26 protein-coding genes are annotated in these 20241 nt (G+C 61.6%); 6 read left to right on the forward strand and 20 right to left on the reverse strand.

Annotated features, from left to right (window positions below; all coding sequences use genetic code 11):
- Window positions 1-136 precede the first annotated feature (136 nt).
- The 17 genes from VGE08_RS17495 to VGE08_RS17575 all read right to left on the reverse strand — a co-directional run bounded on the left by VGE08_RS17495 (window position 137) and on the right by VGE08_RS17575 (window position 10823).
- Window positions 137-751 carry a hypothetical protein gene (locus VGE08_RS17495; protein WP_331069198.1) on the reverse strand — a complete coding sequence of 205 codons (615 nt, stop codon included), beginning with the start codon at window positions 749-751 and terminating at the stop codon, window positions 137-139.
- An 18-nt stretch (window positions 752-769) separates the two neighbouring features.
- Window positions 770-2770 (reverse strand): hypothetical protein, encoded by a 2001-nt coding sequence (locus VGE08_RS17500; protein WP_331069199.1) that lies wholly within the window; start codon window positions 2768-2770, stop codon window positions 770-772.
- The gene (locus VGE08_RS17505; protein ID WP_331069200.1) at window positions 2763-2963 is read right to left on the reverse strand and encodes a hypothetical protein; all 201 of its coding nucleotides are present in this window, start codon (window positions 2961-2963) and stop codon (window positions 2763-2765) included. Before VGE08_RS17505 ends, VGE08_RS17500 begins: the two co-directional genes overlap by 8 nt.
- Window positions 2964-3194, reverse strand: coding sequence for a hypothetical protein (locus VGE08_RS17510; protein WP_331069201.1), 231 nt, complete (start codon window positions 3192-3194; stop codon window positions 2964-2966). It lies immediately after the preceding gene.
- Window positions 3191-3535 (reverse strand): hypothetical protein, encoded by a 345-nt coding sequence (locus tag VGE08_RS17515; protein ID WP_331069202.1) that lies wholly within the window; start codon window positions 3533-3535, stop codon window positions 3191-3193. Before VGE08_RS17515 ends, VGE08_RS17510 begins: the two co-directional genes overlap by 4 nt.
- Window positions 3532-3735 carry a hypothetical protein gene (locus VGE08_RS17520; protein ID WP_331069203.1) on the reverse strand — a complete coding sequence of 68 codons (204 nt, stop codon included), beginning with the start codon at window positions 3733-3735 and terminating at the stop codon, window positions 3532-3534. Before VGE08_RS17520 ends, VGE08_RS17515 begins: the two co-directional genes overlap by 4 nt.
- A gap of 11 nt (window positions 3736-3746) precedes the next feature.
- Window positions 3747-4805, reverse strand: coding sequence for a phage major capsid protein (locus VGE08_RS17525; RefSeq protein WP_331069204.1), 1059 nt, complete (start codon window positions 4803-4805; stop codon window positions 3747-3749).
- Window positions 4806-4900: 95 nt separating this feature from the next.
- Entirely contained in the window at window positions 4901-5125 is a 225-nt protein-coding gene (locus VGE08_RS17530; RefSeq protein ID WP_331069205.1) for a helix-turn-helix domain-containing protein, read from the reverse strand.
- Window positions 5122-5427, reverse strand: a complete 306-nt coding sequence (locus VGE08_RS17535) for a hypothetical protein (protein WP_331069206.1) — start codon at window positions 5425-5427, stop codon at window positions 5122-5124. Before VGE08_RS17535 ends, VGE08_RS17530 begins: the two co-directional genes overlap by 4 nt.
- 2 nt (window positions 5428-5429) lie before the next feature.
- Window positions 5430-5705 (reverse strand): P27 family phage terminase small subunit, encoded by a 276-nt coding sequence (locus VGE08_RS17540; RefSeq protein WP_331069207.1) that lies wholly within the window; start codon window positions 5703-5705, stop codon window positions 5430-5432.
- A 142-nt stretch (window positions 5706-5847) separates the two neighbouring features.
- Window positions 5848-6015 carry a hypothetical protein gene (locus VGE08_RS17545; RefSeq protein WP_331069208.1) on the reverse strand — a complete coding sequence of 56 codons (168 nt, stop codon included), beginning with the start codon at window positions 6013-6015 and terminating at the stop codon, window positions 5848-5850.
- Entirely contained in the window at window positions 6012-6854 is an 843-nt protein-coding gene (locus VGE08_RS17550; RefSeq protein ID WP_331069209.1) for a helix-turn-helix domain-containing protein, read from the reverse strand. The genes VGE08_RS17545 and VGE08_RS17550 overlap by 4 nt, the downstream gene beginning before the upstream one ends.
- 76 nt (window positions 6855-6930) lie before the next feature.
- The gene (locus VGE08_RS17555; protein ID WP_331069210.1) at window positions 6931-7122 is read right to left on the reverse strand and encodes a hypothetical protein; all 192 of its coding nucleotides are present in this window, start codon (window positions 7120-7122) and stop codon (window positions 6931-6933) included.
- Complete coding sequence (locus VGE08_RS17560; RefSeq protein ID WP_331069211.1) at window positions 7123-7326, reverse strand: hypothetical protein; 204 nt, start codon at window positions 7324-7326, stop codon at window positions 7123-7125.
- Between the two features lie 63 nt (window positions 7327-7389).
- Window positions 7390-7806, reverse strand: coding sequence for a hypothetical protein (locus VGE08_RS17565; protein WP_331069212.1), 417 nt, complete (start codon window positions 7804-7806; stop codon window positions 7390-7392).
- A complete protein-coding gene (locus tag VGE08_RS17570) occupies window positions 7803-8999 on the reverse strand; it encodes a site-specific integrase (RefSeq protein ID WP_331069213.1) in 1197 nt (398 codons plus the stop codon). The genes VGE08_RS17565 and VGE08_RS17570 overlap by 4 nt, the downstream gene beginning before the upstream one ends.
- A gap of 333 nt (window positions 9000-9332) precedes the next feature.
- A complete protein-coding gene (locus VGE08_RS17575) occupies window positions 9333-10823 on the reverse strand; it encodes a catalase (protein WP_331069214.1) in 1491 nt (496 codons plus the stop codon).
- Between the two features lie 644 nt (window positions 10824-11467).
- On the opposite strand from VGE08_RS17575, the gene map reads away from it, so the two are divergent.
- Entirely contained in the window at window positions 11468-12205 is a 738-nt protein-coding gene (gene map, locus VGE08_RS17580; RefSeq protein ID WP_331069215.1) for a type I methionyl aminopeptidase, read from the forward strand.
- A gap of 14 nt (window positions 12206-12219) precedes the next feature.
- Here map and VGE08_RS17585 read toward each other — a convergent pair whose 3' ends face one another.
- Window positions 12220-12612 carry a hypothetical protein gene (locus VGE08_RS17585; protein ID WP_331069216.1) on the reverse strand — a complete coding sequence of 131 codons (393 nt, stop codon included), beginning with the start codon at window positions 12610-12612 and terminating at the stop codon, window positions 12220-12222.
- Window positions 12613-12957: 345 nt separating this feature from the next.
- On the opposite strand from VGE08_RS17585, the gene VGE08_RS17590 reads away from it, so the two are divergent.
- Window positions 12958-13581, forward strand: coding sequence for a DUF4142 domain-containing protein (locus tag VGE08_RS17590; protein ID WP_331069217.1), 624 nt, complete (start codon window positions 12958-12960; stop codon window positions 13579-13581).
- Between the two features lie 87 nt (window positions 13582-13668).
- Here VGE08_RS17590 and VGE08_RS17595 read toward each other — a convergent pair whose 3' ends face one another.
- Window positions 13669-14460: an OBAP family protein gene (locus tag VGE08_RS17595; protein WP_331069218.1), complete on the reverse strand. Its 792-nt coding sequence runs from the start codon at window positions 14458-14460 to the stop codon at window positions 13669-13671.
- Window positions 14461-14954: 494 nt separating this feature from the next.
- On the opposite strand from VGE08_RS17595, the gene VGE08_RS17600 reads away from it, so the two are divergent.
- From VGE08_RS17600 to VGE08_RS17615, 4 genes are all read left to right on the forward strand, one after another.
- On the forward strand, window positions 14955-16103 hold the full coding sequence (locus tag VGE08_RS17600; protein WP_331069219.1) for a CgeB family protein: 1149 nt from the start codon (window positions 14955-14957) through the stop codon (window positions 16101-16103).
- Window positions 16103-16717 (forward strand): alpha-ketoglutarate-dependent dioxygenase AlkB, encoded by a 615-nt coding sequence (locus VGE08_RS17605; RefSeq protein ID WP_331069220.1) that lies wholly within the window; start codon window positions 16103-16105, stop codon window positions 16715-16717. The genes VGE08_RS17600 and VGE08_RS17605 overlap by 1 nt, the downstream gene beginning before the upstream one ends.
- 260 nt (window positions 16718-16977) lie before the next feature.
- A complete protein-coding gene (locus VGE08_RS17610; protein ID WP_331069221.1) occupies window positions 16978-17505 on the forward strand; it encodes a YfiR family protein in 528 nt (175 codons plus the stop codon).
- Window positions 17502-19877: a hybrid sensor histidine kinase/response regulator gene (locus VGE08_RS17615; protein WP_331069222.1), complete on the forward strand. Its 2376-nt coding sequence runs from the start codon at window positions 17502-17504 to the stop codon at window positions 19875-19877. Before VGE08_RS17610 ends, VGE08_RS17615 begins: the two co-directional genes overlap by 4 nt.
- A gap of 88 nt (window positions 19878-19965) precedes the next feature.
- On the opposite strand, the gene VGE08_RS17620 is transcribed toward VGE08_RS17615, so the two are convergent.
- Window positions 19966-20241 (reverse strand): hypothetical protein (locus VGE08_RS17620; RefSeq protein ID WP_331069223.1); only part of this gene is annotated, 276 nt, incomplete at its 5' end.

The following is a 20241-nucleotide window of genomic DNA, read 5'->3' on the forward strand; positions in this document are numbered from 1 at the left end:
GTTGCCGTCACACGCACGAAAAACCGAAGAACGAAGTTGGAAGGAAGAAATCGGCCGAGGGCACGACCCAGTCGAGCAGCTCAGAGGTTCACGAAGCGCAGCTCATCCCCAGAATCACGCGGTTTCTGACCACCATTCACATGCCGCTGACAATCGCCGTGGTCAGCGCTGACTCGACTTCCTGAATCCCCACCGTGGCAATCGGTGTTGAGTTACTAGCGGCACTTGGCGTGCCGATCCTGATGTACAGGATGCCGCTGGAAATCGTGTACTGCTTGGCTGTCTGGTTGGCCACCCAGTTTGCAGGGCTGGAATGCAACGTACCGTTGGCATCGTAGAAGCCGGATGTTCCAGTCGCCGAGCCGGACATATCCACCGTGTCCAGTACGGAATCGTCGTCCAGAATCTGCCAGTAAGGCGCGGTGCTCTGCTCGTTGCGTCCCATCGCGAGATGCAAGTTGATCGTGCGCGCTGCACCCAGATCGATGCGCAATGTTCTCTGAGTGCCGTTGTCGACGAAGTGAACGCCAGCGAGTCGCGGGTCGCCTGGATTGCTGACGTTGCGCGCACCATCGGCCACTGTATTCCAACCAACGTCGAAGGTATCGCCGGCAACGTTCAATTCCACCGGATAAATCGGGATGTTCAGCGAGCCGGGCGAATTCTCGACGAGTGCAACTTGGTTAGTGCCGTCCGTTACATGCTCCGCCGATGCGCGGAAGTTGATCCAGCGAAGTGTCGACCATGCCATTCTATGAAAGCTCCGAACTCACGCGAAGACCACTCGCGCCGCGCCGTCCCGGTGCGCGTCTTCCAGTCGTTCAATCAGCTCCCGGACTGCTCGGCCGCTGAATAGCTGATCCGCGCCCATGCCCTCGATCGCAATCACCTGTGACGGCTGTGCCGATACTGACGCGCCTCCACCGGTCACGGGCGTCACTGGCGTTGCTGGCGCAGTACCAGCGACCGACGGCGCAGCACCACTGCCGAATGATTGCTTCTTTATGCCCGCGATTGCCGCAGCACCTGTCGCCGTGGCATAGGCTACCGCTGGAATTGCCATCGGCCAGCCGAGTTTGAGACCTTCGGCGATACCTTGGAACATCGCGACGGTTGCGTTGGCGATGCCCGCGACCTTGTTTATTTCAAACATTGTTCGGCTATCGCGCGCGAGTGCGGCCGTCATATCCGCAAGACCAGCAGCAACAGTCTTCGCTTGGTTCGCAAAGCTCATCGCCGTGAACCGCTCCATCGCGGTCATGCCCTTTTCGCGGATCTTCTTCATTTCCTCCTGGTGACGGTCTTCCAGCTCTTGCTTGAGGATGTGATATTCCTCTTCGAGCAGGAGTTCCTCTTCCAATGCGTACCGCAAGTCCTCAAGCTTCTGCTCGTGCCGCGCGATCTCCAGTTCATCCTCGGTCGCGGCAAATTCGATAATCGCGTTCAGGCGCTGGGCCAGCGCTTCCCGCTGCGCCTCCAGCAGCTTCGCCTGTTGCTCAGCGTACTTGCTGTCGCCCTCGTCCTCACTCTCGAACGAGCCGCCGCCAGGCCGAGCTGCAACCGTCGCCTTGGCTACTTCATCGAGTGCGGTTCGCGCTTCTTCAGCGAACTTCCGTATCTTCTCGCTCGGCATCTCTTGCATGGCCAAGTCGTGCAGTCCGCTACGAAGGTTGGCGACTCGCTCGCGTGATTCAAACGCGAAGTTGCGGAAATCCTGAACCCACTGGCTTTCGCCCATGAGTGGAATTTCGGCGATGCTCGCGCCGAAGTTATTGAAGAATTGAATCGATTTGTTTATGTCGCTTGCAATGGCGTCGCTCATTGTCGAGACAGCGACGACGATCCCTTCGAGTACCGTGTAGAACGCGCTGCCAAAGCCTTCAGCGACAAGCTGCAGACCTTTCAGAATGACATGCAGACCGTGTAAACCATCTGCGAGCCAACCAACGGGAACCAAAGCTTTCTCGACCGCATCCACTGCGGCCCGGCCGAAACCGTTGTTTTCCTTCGCCAGTTCGTTGAACCGGTCGGCCAATTCCTTGAGCATCGGCGCGAACGCAAGCGCGAGGTGATTGCGAATGCTTTCCATGGTAAGGCCAACACGCGCGAGAGCGTCTCTCGTCGCTTCGATCTTCGCGCCATCCACCTCTGACAGGCCCAACCCAAACGCTTTCACATCGTCACGCGCCTTACGGATCGCGTCGCCACCCTGGCGCATGAAATCGACCATCGACAGGCTTTCAATACCCATCTTCCGCAGCAGATCGCCGGTCTGCGATGTAGACAGACCAAGCTCGCGAACACGATCAGCAACGGCGGCCATGCGCGCGTCAGTGTCCATCTGCGCCAGCGACTGTGCAGACAAGCCCAGGATGTCGAGCGCCTTTCGGGCTTCGCCGGTTCCGCGTTGAGCTTCACCGAGCCGGGCGTTGAGTTGTTTCATGGCGCCCGACAGTTCCTGCTGTTGGACACCGGCCTCGCCGCTCGCCAACTGCAGCGCGCGCAGGCCATCGATAGTAGAGCCGAGACTTCTCGCCAATTTGGCTTGCGTATCGATGTTCTCCATGCCGCTTTTCACCAAGCCCGCAACGACAGCCGCACCAGCAGCGGCAGCAGCAGCGCCGAGCGCCGCCATCTTTGTGCTCAGCTCCTTGGCATGGCGACCAAGATCATCCATCGCCTTCGCGCCCTGCCGGCCACCCTGCTGCAAACCGCTGACATCGGCGCCAATCGAAACCAAAAGCGACGCAACCGCCTGACCTTTAGCCATTCAACTGCGCTCCCTGCTGACGTTCGAGCATCGCCTGTGAGTATTCGGTCATCGTCTTTGCGAACTGTAGAAGAAAGATTTCTCGCAGCGTGTCGCGCGGGATTTTCATCAAATCAGAATCGTTGCCAGCGGCGGCGAGTGCGGCGTCGATTTCTCGGTCGGCAAGCGCCACGGCTTCTTCGATGGTGTTCATTCAGTGCAAGACCTGCGTCAGTGCTTCGACGAAGCCGCCCTCAATCATCAGTTCGAGCAGGTCCAGTTCTACGGTGAAGCGCTCGCCGTTCACGCACGTCACGCCGATGACGGCGGTCCATTGATCCGTTTGGCTGATCGTGAATGTTTCATCCAGTCGACCGCGCGAGTGCAGTTCGGCGCAGCGCCGATTGATCTCATCGCGCACGGCATCCAGACAGGGAAGGTTCATGCGTTTCGACCTCTTTTCACACAAAGTTGCCAGGGTGATCCTGGAGTGCCAGGGCGCGAGCGCGTTGGCTCGTTGGTGTGCCACATCGAGCCTTGATGCGTAACGAAGTCGTCAGGCTCGTACTGTTCGTCTTCGGAGTAGATGCCGCGGTACTCGAAACTTTTGCGTTGTTCGAGCGCTTCGATACGAGCGGCCAGCGCGAGCAATGCCTCCGTCGAGCCCTCGCTTCGCTCCAGCTTGTCGATTCGCTCAGACAGTGTCCGAAACGCTTTGCCAACGTGCTCTTTGATGACGTTGCCGACAGCCTTGACCATCGGTCCGATGTCGCGTTGCTGCCTCATCGCACAGCCTCGACAACGCGATCAACGAAGCGCTTTGCGCGACTGCGTTTCGGGTTCTCCAGCTCGTGAACGCGAGTCTTGAGCGCACGCACTTCCTTCGCCAGCGCAATCAATGCCAGGTCCGTCGTATAACGGCCGGGCTTCACGCCGAGCTCGGCGAGCAGTTCCGCAGGCTTCGGCTCGGATTTCTGACAGCTCATCGCACGATTCATCATGAAGCACTCCAGTGCGGCATCGGCGGCGCGAAGTTGGTTGCGTAGGCGCAGAACGGATTGCGTAGGTGCCAGTTGAGCCACCGCGTCAACCGGATGGCCGTGGATTCGGTCTGGAACATGCTCACACGGTTGGTGCCCTCGGGCCCGTCGTCCTGGTCGATCAGTGCGAACTTCGAAGTTGAGATTTCGACCTCGGAGCGATCGGCAACAAGGATCTCCGCGCCATCAACCGCAACGAGCGTATTTGCCGGCGCGCTACCACTCGCGAGCAGCGGCAGGCCAGCCAGCGTGCCACCGGTCGCGGTCACGGTCGGGAAAGACCGATTGCCGAGTGAATCGGTCATCAAGGCAAGCGCCGCGCAATTCGCCGTCGACGTGATGAAGTGGACGGCCTGCAGATTCGAGCCGGCCGCCAGCAGTGAGCCGAGCAGGTCGCCGACAACGGCGCGGATGTCGTCGGCCTCGCTCGCGCCGGTCGCATCGAAGGCCGGGGCACCGTAGGTGATGCTCGCGGGCCGAGTGCGTGCGATTGCGTTGCTCGTCGGATCAAGCAAGCGTCGATCGGTCGCCGCGATCTCAGCGGCGCGAAGGTCGCGCTCGAGCACGGCTTCGCCCTCGGACGATTCGAGCATTTCATTGCTCATGACGATGAGCCCGTTGATCTTCAGCCGAGGCAAAAACAGGTTCGTGCCGAACTGCGGAGCGCGACAGGCAATCGGCATGCTCTCGCCGGTGAAGTCGGCCTCGGTGCCAGTGCTGATGAAGGGAAGCTGCGTCGAGAACGGAACCGGGGTCGTCGGCAGTTGGCCAAGCACGGTCGCCGGCCGGACACTCGCCGCGTACGCGCCCGTCACTGTGTCCGTGGGCGTGAGTACCGAAGTTGTATCGATCGGACCGACGGCATCCTTGACGAGGGTGTCGCGCCCACTGAGCGCGCGTCGAATCATGGACGATCGGCCAGGATACAGCTGATCGGCTGCAGCCTCCGGCGCGATGCCACGCTTTCGCGCGACGGCGATCGAGCGGGCGATGCGAACGAAATCAAAACCGGACATCACAAAACCTCGGTGAGAATGTGATATCCACCGTATCTAACAAACGCGAAAGGAGCGAGTTACACACCGGTACGTTTCGGTACATGTCGCGCAGCTCAGTGACAGTTCACGCGACGACTTGCGACGAAGGCATCAAGATCACGACGCCAATAGAAGACGCGCCCCATCGCATAGAACGCCGGACCCGTGCCAGCCGCTCGCCAGTTCCTCAGCGTGTGCGGACTGACGCCCAGGTACTCAGCGGCCTGCGCCGGTGTCATGCGCTCGCCCAGCGGCGGAACGGTCGGCGATGCCGGCGGCGGGAACGTGAACTCGGTCATGACTCCCTCGTGATGCCGCGAAGCTCGGCCAGCTCATCCGCCGGCCACCATACGAACGGACGACAGGCGCCACCCTCGCTGAACTCGGCATCGAGCAGTGCGAACGCACGAGCCGTAACAGCACGGCGCACGAGATGGCGCACAAGCTTCCAGTCGTCAGGCGTCGGCTTGAACGTCGCCCAGGCCGCGCGCTCGTCGGCAGGATGGAAGCGGCCAGCGGTCGCGAAGTGCTTCGCCAACTGTTCCGGAGTTCCCGATGGAATCCGATCGCGGCGGCGGATCTCTCGTGTCGGGCGCGGCATCGTCACAGCTCCAGATGCAGCGACTTCATCGCCGCCAAAAGCCTCATGCGCGCATCGCGGGCAATCGCCGCGGCAGGATGTGGCCTAGGACCGCGTGAGCCGGGCACCACAAGGCCCTCTTTCGTGAGCACAGCTTCAGCCGCAAGCGCCTGATCGAGCGCCTGTGCGGCCACGTCCAGCAGCGCCAGCGCCGCCGTCGAGTCGATGGCGTGCTCGTCCAGAACCCGCCTGCGCAGTTCATTGCCCGATTTGGGCGGTTTCTTCGTCGCTTTCGTCATGGGTCAAACCTCCAGAATGCCTATCGCTGCAAATGCGAAAGGTTCAAATGACAAACTTCAGGGATACCTCGGGCGAAAATTCGGCTGCGCCGCCGGTCGTGAAAGCGTTCGAGTTTCGAATTTCGCCCGCCCGCCCGGACTTTCACGCGGTCGCCTCGGCCAGCAGCCTGCGGATCATCTCGACGCTCAACCGGGTGGCCGTGGCGATCGAGTAGTCGCTCATGCCCGAGGCATGCAATCGGCGGATTGCCTCGATCTGCTGCGCACGCGGCAACAGCAAAAAATAATGCAGTTCGCGTGATGCGGTCATGCTGATCTCGCCTCTCTGCGTACCGTGTCAATCGCCCATCGGATTCGTTCGTCGCTGCCGTAGAAGTACAACTGGCTCTGGATCTTCTGGTCGTCATCGATGCCCATCGCGATGTTCTTGCGGACCAAGTCGAGCAACTGCCGGTCGTCTTCCTCGGAATACCTCTTCGGTTGCTCTTCGGCTTTCTGCTTGGCCACCCATTCCCGAAGTGACGCGATGTGTTTCTCCGTGGACGGTCGTGATGCAGATGCGGGTGATTCGGGAAATGGACGCTGCGGTCTTCTCTCCGGATTCTTCCCTTGTGAAACAAAATCGGGAGCGCTCGGCGCGAAGCGCTGAGCTTCCTCTTTAGGAGTTCTATAAGCGGGAGTTTCAGAGCGGGAGTTAGTCGGACATAGCTGTGTCCGCACGTTTTGGACATAGCTATGTCCGCACGTTGTGCTCTGAATGTCCGCACGTTCGTGCGTCGGATGTCCGCACGTTACGTTAGGTGAGGACATAGCTGTGTCCGCACCTTTAGCCTGACGTGAGGACACTATTGTGTCCGCACCTTTTCCCGGTTCTATGCCGCCGTTCTGGGCAGTGAGGGCATCGGAAATCGACTCATCGCGATCGTCGAGCAACAGATGATCGGGCACGCACGCCCGATAGGCGTAATGGCGCCAGCCTTGACCGGTCCTGCCCGCCGTCTCGACAGCCAGCCAGCCGAGCCCGACAGCGCGGTCCATGTGCCGCCGTATCGTGCGCTCCGTGACACGCGAACCCTTGGCCCACAGCGATTGTGACGGCCAGGCGTATCCGTCGCGGTCCATGTACGTGCCCAGCGTGTAGAGGCTCACGAGCAAGCCCGGATCATCCGGGCCGTAGTCGCGCAGCGCCCGCCGCCAAGTCCAAGGGGAAACAGGGCGCGGCATTTTAGGGCGTCACCTTCGTGACGATCGGCACGACGTAGCGGCCGATGCGCTTCAACTCGACATGCAAGCCAACGGCACGCAGCGATTCAACGATGCGCGCCTTCGGCCGAATGGCTGTTACAATCTGGCTGTTCCCGTCGATCTTGCCGCGGCCGGTGATGGGCGTCACCGGCGCGGTGCCCTGCGCGGCCATCTAGGCGGCGCTCGACTCGGACAGCTTCCGCTGCGAAGCCTTGAACGCCTCATAGTCGGCGCGCCAGACGCCGAGCCGGTCGCCGAACTTGGTCAGGATCGGCGCGAGCGGCCCCTTGCCGGTCGAGTGTTCGTTATAGATCGTCTTGAGACTGCGGCCGGTGAGCTTCGAAAGCTCCTGGGCCGGGATGAAATCGGATTGCATAGCCACCTCCAGAAAGTGAGGTGACTATGAGGAAGGCGGGAACTCTAAGGAACGGACACTTGGCTAGACTGTCCTGAGCACCGATCGCCAGTATTCGACCGCATCTCGAAAGTCCGGTTCTTTCGGGTCCGCGTACCGCTTGCGTAGTCGCACCAGAATGTTTCGCTCCAACGGGTCGCCGTTAGCATTGCAATTCTGTCGTAGCCACGCCGCTTCGCTTAATCCATTCTTCTCGCTTTCCAGCCAGCTAGCGCAACGGGTAACGTCTCGTAGCCAGTGCGCAGACCGCTTCGGCTGCTGTGTGGCGCGTTTGTATGCCTCGGGATAGGCATCCTCCAGTTCGCGTAACAAGGTCCGCAATGCCTTCTCGTTACTGGCACCCAGGATCACGAGCCGGCGCAATTCCGCGTGATACTCACCGGGATGCGACTCTGCCCGCAGGTCTGCCAGCGCCTTAGCAATCTGAGCACGCCGTTTCATCGCGCTGCCCTCTTGCGAAGCTTCACCACGTTGGCCTTCTTGCCGGTCATCAGCGCTTCCATCGCGTTGACGGCCGCGCGCTTCGATTCATCGCCGAGCGCCATGTAGACGCGCGATGTGATGTCGCTCTTGTGACCGAGCACCGAGCCGATCTGCTTCGACGTGAAACCGGCATCGCCGAGCCAAGAACCGAAGCTCCGGCGCAGGTCATGGATGTGGACGTGCTCGACGCCGGCAGCCTTGCGTATACGCTGCCATGCCTTCGCTACAGCCGTCAGACCCTTGCCCGGAACTCGGCCGGCGAAAACGAAGGGATTGCCGGAAACGCGCGTCAGCGACGCCAGTAGATCGGCTGCATAGGGGGACAGGGGCACGATGCGATCGTCGCCGCCCTTCGTGTCTCGGAACGTGACGCTCGGGTTCTCACTATCGCGAACGTCAGCCCAATGCAGACTCAGTGCCTCATTGCGCCGGCAACCAACCGCGAGCAGGAATCGAAAGAGCGCACGAACGTAAGGATCTTGTTCGGCATCGATTGCCTTCTGCAGCCTTGGCAACTCATCGCGCTCGAGTCGCACTTGTCGCGCCTTCTCCGGGCGCATCTCGACGCCCACGCAGGGATTCCGGAAGTCGCGATGCTTGGTCTGCGGCGAGTCATCCTCCCGCCACAATCGCCAGTAGTAGGCCGCACGTAGGGCCGCCAACGCGCGATTGGCCGCATAGGGTGCCTTGATACCCTCATGCCACGATCTCACCTCAGAGCGCGTCACCTCTTGCCAGCCGCGCTTTCCGAAGGCCGGGAAGATGTGTAGCTCGGCTTGGCGCAGCAGTTCGTCCGCGGTCTTCTGCTTCTTGTCGGCCACGAACGCTCGGAACATGGCTTCGACGGTGCCGGTGCGCGCCTCCAGCGCGCGTTTACGCTTCTCGGCGAGCGGGTCAACGGATTGGTTCTCGATGGCGGCAAGTTCCCGCTTGGCCCGGCTGCGAGCCTGATCCAAGGTCAGCACGCCATAGTCGCCAAGGGCCATCATTCGCTTGCGGCCGGCGACGCGATAAGACAGCAGCCACGCTTTGCGGCCGGAGGGGTAAACCCGAAGCCCCAAGCCTCGGGGATCGTCGTCCCAGAGCACGCAGCGCGCGTTATCGGCGCCCTTGTACTTGGCCGCGTCGATCTTCTTTTTCGTGAGATGCATCTCGATTCCCGTGAGTCACCATTGAGTCACCGCGCGGTAGAGAATACGCGGGAATTGACGGGAACGCGAGAGAAGCGGAATATACAGACCGTCAGTGACTTAGGAAGTGACGGGAAGTCGCAGGGACCGGCCTACTGAGATTTGTAATCAGAGGGTCGGGGGTTCGAGTCCCTCAGCCGGCACCATCCAAACTACTGATTTCACCGTTGCAATCTCGCGTGCCTCTCGACGCCTTCGCCGTTGCTCGCAAGGAATGGCACACCTGCGCGGCCCAGCAACTTCGGCGGTAACAGGCGCACCGCTCAACTCCCGGATGTTTGTTCGGGGCTGCCCTCAACTTTCACTCATCCCCGAAGCCGGCTCCGGCGCGCGGCCGCTGCGGACTTTCTTCTCGATGCGCCCACCCACGTCGGCATCGATCGATTCCCAGTACTGCAAGGCGCGTTCGAGCACCGGGCTGCGCACACCGCCCAACAGGCTGCCGGCCACTGTTTCCACGAGCTCGTCGCGTTCGGCGGCCGTGAAGACGTTGCGTACCAGGATGCCGGGCTGGGTGAAATCGTCATCCTCGGGACGAACGGTATAGGCACTGCGCACCATTTCGCCATCGGCCTCCCAGCCGTCGTCCACTCGTCCCGTTTCATCGGCCCACAGGCGACCGCCGCTGTTCGGCGCATAGACCGGCGCGTTGCCGCTGTGGTGATAGGTCATCTGGCCATCGAACATATAAGTGTTCACGGGCACCACCGGTTGATTGACCGGCAGCTGATGGAAGTTCGCACCGATGCGATTGCGCTGCGCGTCGTTATAAGCAAAGGCGCGTCCGAGCAGCATCTTGTCCGGCGACAGACCGATGCCCGGCACGACGTTGCCTGGCGAGAACGCGGCCTGTTCGATCTCCGCAAAGAAATTCTCGGGATTGCGATTCAACGTCATGGTGCCGACATCGATGAGCGGATAATCCTTGTGCGGCCAGGTCTTGGTCAGATCGAACGGATTGATGCGATAGGTCTTGGCATCTGCATACGGCATGACCTGCACCGACAGAATCCACTGCGGAAACTCGCGGCGCGCGATGGCGTCGAACAGATCGCGTCGATGATAGTCGGCATCGAGGCCGGCCATTCGTTGCGCTTCGGCGTTGCTGAAGAACTGCATGCCTTGCTGGGTGTGGAAGTGATATTTCACCCAGAACCGCTCGCCGCCCGCGTTGACCCACATGAAGGTGTGCGACCCGTAGCCGTTCATGTGCCGCCACGTGCGTGGCAAGCCGCGTGGTCCCATGAGGTAGGTCACCTGATGCGCCGACTCCGGATTGCTGCTCCAGAAATCCCACTGCATATGGTTATCGCGCAGCCCCGAGTCGGGCAGGCGCTTCTGGCTGCGAATGAAATGCGGAAACTTCATCGGGTCGCGCACGAAGAAGATCGGCGTGTTGTTGCCAACCAGATCGTAATTGCCCTCGGTGGTGTAGAACTTCAACGAGAACCCACGCACATCGCGCCAGGTATCGGGGCTGCCCATCTCGCCCGCTACCGTGGAAAAGCGCGCCAGCATCTTGGTCTGCGCACCCTTCTGAAACAGTGCCGCTTTTGTATAGGCCGACATGTCACGCGTGGTTTCGAATACTCCAAACGCACCTGCACCCTTGGCATGCGGCTGACGCTCCGGCACCTTCTCGCGATTGAAATGCGCCATCTGCTCCAGGAAATGCACGTCGTGCAACACGATCGGCCCGTCCGGTCCGATGGTAAGTGAATTGCGATCGCTGACCGCGGGTGCGCCCGAGCCCGTCGTGGAATGCCTGTCGGTGGGTGTCTTCATTGCCGCATCTCCCAGTGGTTGTGCCCCGCTGCCGGTGAGATGCACCGTCTATCACAAGCTCGGTGACCAGGATGTGAGTGCTTGTGCGGTAGCCGAGAAACCGAATCCGAGTAGGCGTTTTCCCGTGACTGTTGCTGCTGCGAGTGACAACGCAACGCAGCGTGATCAGCCGCACGGCGCGCAACTGCCGGCTGTGCGAGCTGTTCGAGACCGCCGCCGAGCTTGGGCACAGCAGGTTTAGCTTCGATCGATAGTGGTGATATTGCCAGCGTGGCGGCTGCCAGCATCCAGGCCGGCGCAGCCATGCGCCCGCGGCCGGAACGCGGCCGACGCAATCTCTCATGTCCTTTCATGAAACTTACTCCGTGTTTTGTTTCGAGAGACGAGATCGACTTGTTGTTACGTGATGGGAGTCACGTGGCGATGGACGCTACGCCGAGCGTCGTTTCACTTCAAGCCGCATAGCTGCCGATATACCGCACGCCAACCTCGTTTACGAAGCGGCGGCACGTTCATTACATACACCGGGCGGTCCGCGATCCCTGCTCGCGATCCCGGACGGATCACAATTCCATCTGTCGGGCAGAAAAATTGCCGCGGCACACGGTATTCTCGCGGCTTCGCGTTCCTGAGGTGATGAGCACATGTCGATCGACGGACGGCACGATATCGAAGGGCTGCAGCGCATTGGCGCCATCGTGGCCGAAGCGCGAGATGCGATGGGCGCCCGCGTGGCATCGGGCGTGACCACGGCCGAATTGGACGAGATTGGCAAGGAAATCCTGGATCGCCATGGCGCGCGCTCGGCGCCCCAGCTCGCCTACGGTTTCCCCGGCGCCACCTGCATCAGCCTGAACGACGACATCGCTCACGGTATACCGTCGGCGCGGGTGCTGCGCGCCGGGGATCTGGTCAACATCGATGTCTCCGCCGAGCTGAACGGCTACTGGGCGGACACCGGCGCCAGCTTTCCGGTCGGAGAGGTCTCCGCTCAATCGAGCGCGTTGTTGAAAGCCACCCGTCAGGCGCTACACGATGCCATCGATCAGGCGCGCGCCGGCGCTCCCATCCACAACATCGGCCGCGCCGTGGAACGGCGAGCCAAGCGTTGTGGCTTCAGGGTGGTGCGCAATCTGTGCGGTCACGGCGTGGGCCGTTACATCCACGAAGAACCGCAGGTGCCGAACACCTTTCAGCCGCGCAATCTGCTCCCGCTGCGCGAAGGCTGGGTAATCACCATCGAACCGTTCCTCACGACGCGAGCCACGACGGCGGTGACCGCCAAGGACGGGTGGACGCTGCGCACCCCGGACGGCAGCCGGGGCGCGCAGTTCGAGCACACGATGATCATCACTCGTGATCGCCCGATTGTCCTGACCTGACCTCGGTCACCGGCTCAGCGATTCAGCACCACCACTGAGATTGCGCCGTCCACCTTGACGGCCTCGGCGGCATTGGCCAGTTCCAGCGGGCGGCCGAGGACCCCTTTATAGGTGTGGCTGAACAGCGGCGCCGCCCGTTGATCCTTGGCCAGCTTCACCGTCACATCCAACTCATAGCTCTCCCCGCCGGTCCGCCGGACCTGCAAGGCCACCACGTTGGGCGGCAGGTCGAGCGTGAATGCCTCGCCCGGCCGGGTTTCGAACGTCGATCGGACGGTGCTGTCGGCGCCCTGAGCGGCCACGCTGATTTCGTAGTGGGCCCGGAATATCTCCGCCGCCTGGGCCACGCCGGCCACCAGAGTTGCCGCCGCCGCCAGCACGATCAATTTGCGATTGAACCTCTTCATGGTTGCACTCCCTACTCGATTCTTCCCGCCCCTCTATTCGGGATGAGATCGCATCTGGAGCCGTCTCCGCGAGGCGACGGTAGCGGCCCACCGGCAGGAACTTGCTCGCGACGCATGACGTCACGTGGCCAGGAAACCGGCGCATGGCGGTGAAGTCGATAACAGCGGCCCGGTCTGACGGGTCTGCTGACGTGCCATTGAATGAGCGCTCACCGATCGCAGGACACCGCTGACATCCGATGCCGAACGGCGCGAATGCGTCGGAACAGACGCGTGCACGGCGCGTTCGCTAGATGCCGGATGGAATTACGAAATGTTTCTTTTGTAGGTATAGGCGAGGTGGTTATGAAACTTGCAACGATTGCAGTGATGGCGGCTTTCGGTGTCGTAAGCACCGCCGCGGTCGCGCAGCAGACAGACCCGAGCTCGAGCAGGCATACGGGTCACAGCACGATGGATCAGACCATGGATCGCACAGGCGATCGTGCTGCAAACCCCGCGGGTGACCGAGATCGTGACGGCGAGAAGATCTCCGCCGAGGAGTTTGCGAAGAAGGCAGGCGCCAGCGGCGCCACCGAAGTTGAAATGGGCAAGCTGGGCGCGCAGAAGGCTACGGATCCCGAGGTCAAAGCGTATGCGCAGAAGATGGTGAAGCACCATTCGCAGTCGAACAAGGAGTTGATGGCGGCGGCCAAGAGCAAGGGCGTCGAAGTACCGACGGAGCCGGACCTGATGCACAAGGGCATGAAGAAGAAGTTCGAAGCTCAGGCCGCTGACGAGGACTTCAATCAAGATTTCATGGAGCAGATGGTGAAGGATCACAAAGCCACGATTGAGCTGTACGAGACCGCGGCCAACGACACCACGTTGGATCCCGAGTTTCGCGCGCTGGCGCGGAAGACGCTGCCGACGCTGAAGGAACATCTCGCGGATGCGGAACGCCTGGAAGCGAAGCTCGACAAGGATTGATGAGCGGGGATCTACGACCATGGGAGCTAGCCGCGTGAGCGACTAGCTCCTTCTTGTTGCTGGTCACTGAATCATAGCGGCGCGCGCTCAGCGGGGAGTTCCCTGCTTTGATCCGCCGGACAATGGTTCGACGCTCAACTGCATGACGATGCCCTTGCTCCAGGCATCCGCTTCCGGGTCGATGGCGGGATAAGGAATATCGGCCCGGCGCTCTCGAATCTCTTTGCTGGACACCCTGAAGCGCCGGTCACGGTCGGCAATCATCTGCTCGCTGGCCTGGCCGTCCGCGGTGAATCCCATCATCAGCATGGGCGACCCTATGGGCAGCTCGTGCTGCCGGTCGGTGTGCCACGTATGCCAGGTCTTGCCGTAAGTGCCGGCAATCTTGGTCATGAGCTCGCGTTCGGCCACCTCGGGAATACCTGGCGCGATCAGCGTGCCCGAGCGGACCTCGTGCACATGGCTATGCCAGAGGTGCTTCTCCTCTGCCGGCAGGCCTGCGAACAGCTTCGCGCTCACGATGTATTCGATGCCCATGATCTTCGCGTCTGCGTCATTGCCGTCGAAGATCACGCATTGAATCAGGTCTTCGTTGAGGTGCCCGCAGTAGTGGTGCGCCTCCATCTGGCCCTGCATGTTGCCGTTGTAGAAATGAAAGCCATCGAGATAGGCATTCAAAGCTGCCAGCGGTGCCTTGTCCTGGAGCAGGCTGGCGCCGCCTTCCAGAAGCTTGGTTTTCGCAGTCTGTTCGGAACCCGGTGACGTCACATTCGAGCTGGTGTTCTCTCCACCACAAGCCGCGATGGACAAGGCACCTGCCAGCAAGGCTGGCTTTGCGAGCACGAGAATCGGTTGGTTCTTTCTGTCTGCCGATCGCATGAGAATTGTCCTTCAATGACGGTGTTTGTCATCACTATGCGAGAGCAATGCCGACATTGCCGCGAAGTTCCGCGATACCCGCGGCGTGAGGAACTCACCTCATCCTACCTGTTGTATGAGGCATGGAAGAGCTGTGGAGCATGGCGCTTGTTCCCGCGCTCGCACCGTCAGCAGGGCGAAGCTCTGCTAGGCGTGTTCGAGATGATCCATCACCTCCGCGGCGGTTCACCGCAAGCGTCTCGACACGCACGCTCGAACGAGAAAAGAGTCCGCTTGACGCACGTCAATGCTGACGACAGGTACCGAGCGCTACCGTCTTGTCACCCGCGCGTAGGTGAGCACTGACAGCTGCACGCTTCGGCAAGTACCGATCGGCATCGAATGTTCTGATGCGCTCGCCATGCTTTACATCACGGCGAGTCGAGACGAATATTCGGCGAGCCGGCGCAGCCGGGGAGCAGGCATCGGCGAACTCAACCCGTGAGCAGCACCCTATGCGAATTGCGATTTTTGGTCTGACCATCAGCTCGGCTTGGGGCAATGGCCACGCCCCGCTCTGGCGCGGACTGGGCAAGGCGCTGGTGGATCTCGGACACGAGCTGGTTTTTTTCGAGCGAGACCTGCCTCGCTTCGCCAGCACTCGCGACTGGACAGCGCTGCCAGCAGATTTCGCCAACAGCAAGCTGGTGTTGTATCCGGATTGGTCCACCATCGAAAGGCGCGCTTGCCGTGAGCTGGCGAGCTGCGACGTTGCGATCGTGAGCTCGTATTGTTTCGATGCTCAGGCCGCCACCGACGCCATCATGGATGCTCACCATCCACTGGCCGTCTTCTACGACCTGGACACTCCGATCACGGTAGACATGTTGCGATCGGGCAAGCGCGTTCCCTACATTCCCTGGCGCGGCTTGGGCGAGTTCGACCTGGTGTTGAGCTACACCGGTGGCGCGGCGCTGGAAGCGTTGCGAAGTGATCTGTGCGCGCATCGCGTGCGTGCGTTGTATGGCCACGTCGACCCGGATACCTATCAGCCGATGGCCCCAGTGGCACGCTATCGGACCGCGCTGTCGTGGTTGGGCGCGTATTCGGCGGATCGCCAGGCCATGCTCGAAGAGCTGTTCGTGACGGCGGCACGCCAGCGCCCCGACCAGAAATTCCTGATCGCCGGCGCGCACTATCCGGAGCATTTTCCGTGGAGCTCGAATATCGGCTTCATCGAGAGCCTTCCGCCGCAGGAGCAGGCTGCGTTCCTCTGCTCGTCCCGCTTGACGCTCAATATCACTCGTGAACCCATGGCGCGACTGGGCTGGTGCCCTTCGGGCAGACTGTTCAAAGCGGCGGCCTGCGCCACGGCGGTGCTCTCGGATGAATGGTGCGGCCTGGATGATTTCTACACGCCAGGCGAGCAGATCCTGGTGGCTCGCGACGCCGAGGACACGCTGGCCGCGTTGGATCTCAGTGATGCTCAATTGCGAGCGATCGGCCGTACCGCGCGCGAGCGCACTCTGGATGAGCACACCAGCCTGCATCGCGCCCGACAGCTGATCCATTACCTGGAGGAGATTCGGTCACCGAGCCGGTCGTGGACAGCGCCCGCTGCCTTGCGAGCTCATATCTCCGGAGATGGCCCCGCCTTGAACTGATGAAACAAGCCGAGATCTTTCCGTCGCCGCTGCCTGCGGGGCTGGTCTATCGCGAGGAATTCATCTCGGCCGCCGAAGAAGAACAGCTGCTGACGGAAATTCGGCAGCTGCCGCTGCGAGAATCGCAGTACCGGCAATACACGGCGCGACGGCGAACCGTGAATTTCGGCTTCTCGTACGACTTCACTCATCTGGAAGCCAGGCCGGCGCCCCCGATTCCGGAATTCCTCACGCCGTTGCGCACGCGCGCGGCAGCCTGGGCTGGCGTCCAGCCGGAAGATTTCGTGCAATCGTTGATCGCGGAATACCAACCGGGGACGCCCCTCGGCTGGCATCGCGACGTCCCGGACTTCGAGTGCGTCGTCGGCATCTCGCTTGCTGGCTCGGCGCGCCTGCGGTTTCGACCTTATCCATGGTCGCCGGAAAAGAAGCCTCAGGTATTCGCGCTGGAGCTGGCGCCGCGCTCGGCATACATCCTGCGAGACGAGGCGCGTTGGGGCTGGCAGCATCATGTGCCGCCGACCAAAGTGTTGCGATATTCCATCACTTTCCGCACAGCCAGCGATACAGCGCATCGATCCCGGCACCGGCAGGCTGCCGCGCACGGAGCCTGATGACCTTCTACTCGCCGGATACTCGGCATTCCTGGGAAAGGTGCCTGGCGCTCACCGCGAATTTTCTCATAAGACATCTCCTTAAGCGCATGCGCAGGGTCTTCGCAAATGCAGCAAAATGAGAGCGAGGTAGCACTCCGGCGCGCGAGCGTTGCCGATGACTGACGCACAATGTGTGTCATGAGTGATCGCCACCCACACCGGCCGTAATACACGTTGCCCGAAACGGCAAAGTCGCGTTACTCCGGTTCGAAATTTTTATGAATCGTCTTCTGCACATGGTCTGGGCGCCGGCAGCGCTCTTGCTCGCGAGCGTCAGCTCTCGCGCCGACGTCGTGATGCAGCCGGAAGACGAATCCAAGGCCGCTTATGTACTCAATTTCGTGAAGTTCGTGGAATGGCCCGATAGCGCCGCACGGGACCCGGTGACGATCTGCTTCGTAGGTGCTGAAGGCGTCCACCAGGCGTTGACGGCCGGCATCGAGAAAAAGCTCGTCGGTGACAAACGCCTGATCGCGATCCAGCTCGCCAGCGCGCCGGCCGGCCGGTGCAACGTGCTGTACATCGATGCGTCGATGATCTTCGACCAGGCGCCCGCCCGGGAGCTGGCCGTGCTCACGATCAGCGACGCCAGGAATTTTGCCGCCGCCGGCGGCATGATCGAGCTGTTCACCGAGAATCACCGGCTGCGTTTCCGGATCAACGTGGACAGCGCGCATCGCGCGGGACTGCGCATCAGCTCCGATCTGCTGAAGCTCGCCGCCGGCGTGCACCGGGAACCGCGATGAGCGCCGTGAAGCATTGGTTCGAACGGCTGCGCCTCGGCGGCAAACTCACGGTGCTTACCAGCGTGGTGAGCGGCCTGGCATTGCTCATCTCCGGCCTGCTGCTGACCATTGCCGAATACCGCACCGATCAACATGAAATGTGGCGGCGCCTGCAGACGCAAGCTCAGATCACCGCGCGCGACAGCGAGGCGGCGGTGGCATTCGACGACCGCGAAGCTGCTACGCGCTCGCTGTCAGCGCTGAGTGCGGACACTGCCGTCGTTGCGGCCGAGATCCACTGCACCGACGGCGAGGTACTGGCTCGCTACGGTCCCAACCTGACCGATATGTCCGACCTCGACGAGTACATCCATGTCCGGGCGGACATCATGCTCGATGGCAACATCGGGTCAGTGCACCTCTGGGCCAAGCCGGACGAGCTGCGCGCGGGAATCATCCGGCGCAGCATTCTGTTGGCGATAGTGATCGTCGGCGCGCTGGTATTCGCGAGTCTGGCGGCTGTGCGCCTGCAACGGCTCGTATCCAAGCCCCTCCTCGCCCTGTCCGCCGCTGCAGAGACCGTCACTCGCACACGTGACTACAGTCTGCGAGTGCACGTCCACAATGACGATGAGATCGGCCGGCTGATCGTCGCGTTCAATCACATGCTAGGTCAGATCGAAGCACGCGATGCCGAGCTGCGGCAAGCACGCGACGAACTGGAGCAAAGAGTTGCCGAACGCACTCACGAGCTCGCTACCAGCAACAGCCAGTTGGCCGATGCCACGCGTCGCGCCACCGAGTCCGCAGCGGCTGCCAGCGCGGCGAATCGGGCGAAGAGCGAATTCCTCGCCAACATGAGTCATGAGATCCGCACGCCGATGAACGGGGTGCTGGGCATGACCGACCTGCTGCTGGACACACAACTCGATTCGACTCAGCGCGACTATGCGCAGACGATCAAGGACAGCGGCAGCGCATTGCTGACCTTGATCAACGACATCCTGGATTTCTCCAAGGTCGAAGCCGGCAAGCTCGAGCTGGACGTGACCGACATGGACTTGCGTGACACGCTCGAAGACGTGGCCCGCCTGCTTTCGGTTGAAGCGCATGCCAAGGGCCTGGAAGTCACGTTGCAGATCGATCCGGACCTGCCGGCCGTCATCAAGGGCGATGCCGGGCGGCTGCGGCAGATCCTGCTCAACCTCGGCGGCAACGCGGTGAAATTCACTCACCACGGCGAGGTATCGATCGCGCTCAGCGTGCTCGGCAAGGACGCGCAAGGCGTGTTCGTTCGCTGCGAAGTTCGCGACACCGGCATTGGCATTCCCGCCAGCCGCATCAAGGCGCTGTTCTCGCCATTCACCCAAGTGGACTCTTCCACGACGCGCCGCTTCGGCGGCACCGGCCTGGGTTTGTCGATCGTGCGCAGCCTGGTCGGCTTGATGGGCGGCGATGTCGGCGTCACCAGCCGCGAAGGCGTGGGCTCCACCTTCTGGTTCACGGCGCGATTCAAGATGGGCGCGCCCCTCACCGGCCAGTTCCAGATGACTACAACGTCCCTGCGTGGCAGGCGCGTGCTCATCGTGGACGACAATGCCACCAACCGCAAAGTGCTTGCAGGACAGTTGAGCGCGTGCGGCATACAAGCCGCCGCGGTCAGAAATGCAGAACAGGCGCTCGAACTGCTGCGCGAGGCGCACACGGACGGCAAGCCTTTCGATGCAGCGTTACTCGACTATCAAATGCCCGACTGTGACGGCGCGCAGTTGGGTCGCATGATCGTGGCGGATCCGCAGCTGAAAGAAACCCGGTTGATCCTGCTGACTGCCGCGGGTCGGCGCGAGGACAGCGACAGCTTCGCCGAGATTGGCTTCGCCGGGTACTTGCTGAAGCCGGTGACTCAGCGCGATCTGATCGCAACGCTGCAGTTGGTGATTGCGCAGCAGCCCGAGGTCTGGCATCTGCGCTCGCAACCCATCATCACCGGCGCTCGCGCCCAGGCCGCCGCGCTCGATGACGAGCAGGCGCGCATTCTGCTCGCGGATGACAACGTGGTGAACCAGAAGGTCGCCATGCGGATGCTGGAGAAGATGAATTATCGAGTCGACGTGGTCGATACCGGCCGTGCCGCGGTGGATGCGTGGCTGACCGGGCAATATGACTTGATCCTGATGGACTGCCAGATGCCCGATCTGGATGGCTACGAAGCCACACGTGAAATACGCAAGGTCGAGGGCGATGAACGCAGAACGCCCATCATTGCGTTGACCGCGCACGCAATGGTGGGTGCGGATGAGGAATGCAGGGCGGCGGGAATGGATGGATACTTGTCGAAGCCCATCGACAAGAAGTTGCTGGCCTCAACGCTCGCGAACTTCCTCGGACGCTGAGCGATTCTGCCGACTGCGCGCCGCTCTTGAAGCCGGACGTTTCCGCAGAAACGCAGTGATCGTCGCACCGCGGACCACGGGTTCGGGGCTACGACAGCAATTTGACTGTCAAACCCTGAGGCCTGCCCGGCTGGGCTCTCCACGGCCCGCCGCGCCAGCGGAATAGCAGGTTATCGACGGCCATGCCGTGGTCGCAACCAGCCCAATCCAAGTGGGGCACTGCCGTGTGGCGATCAATGTGCAGTCCCTGCGCTTCGTTCGTTTCGACCAACTGATGCCAATCGCCGAGCGGCTGCGTGTGGTCGGGCAGCGTGCTATCGAATGATTTTCCGTTCGGCGTTGTGAACCGGATCGCGCCATCGTC

It is taken from the genome of Steroidobacter sp., assembly GCF_036406195.1.
Lineage (GTDB): Bacteria > Pseudomonadota > Gammaproteobacteria > Steroidobacterales > Steroidobacteraceae > Steroidobacter.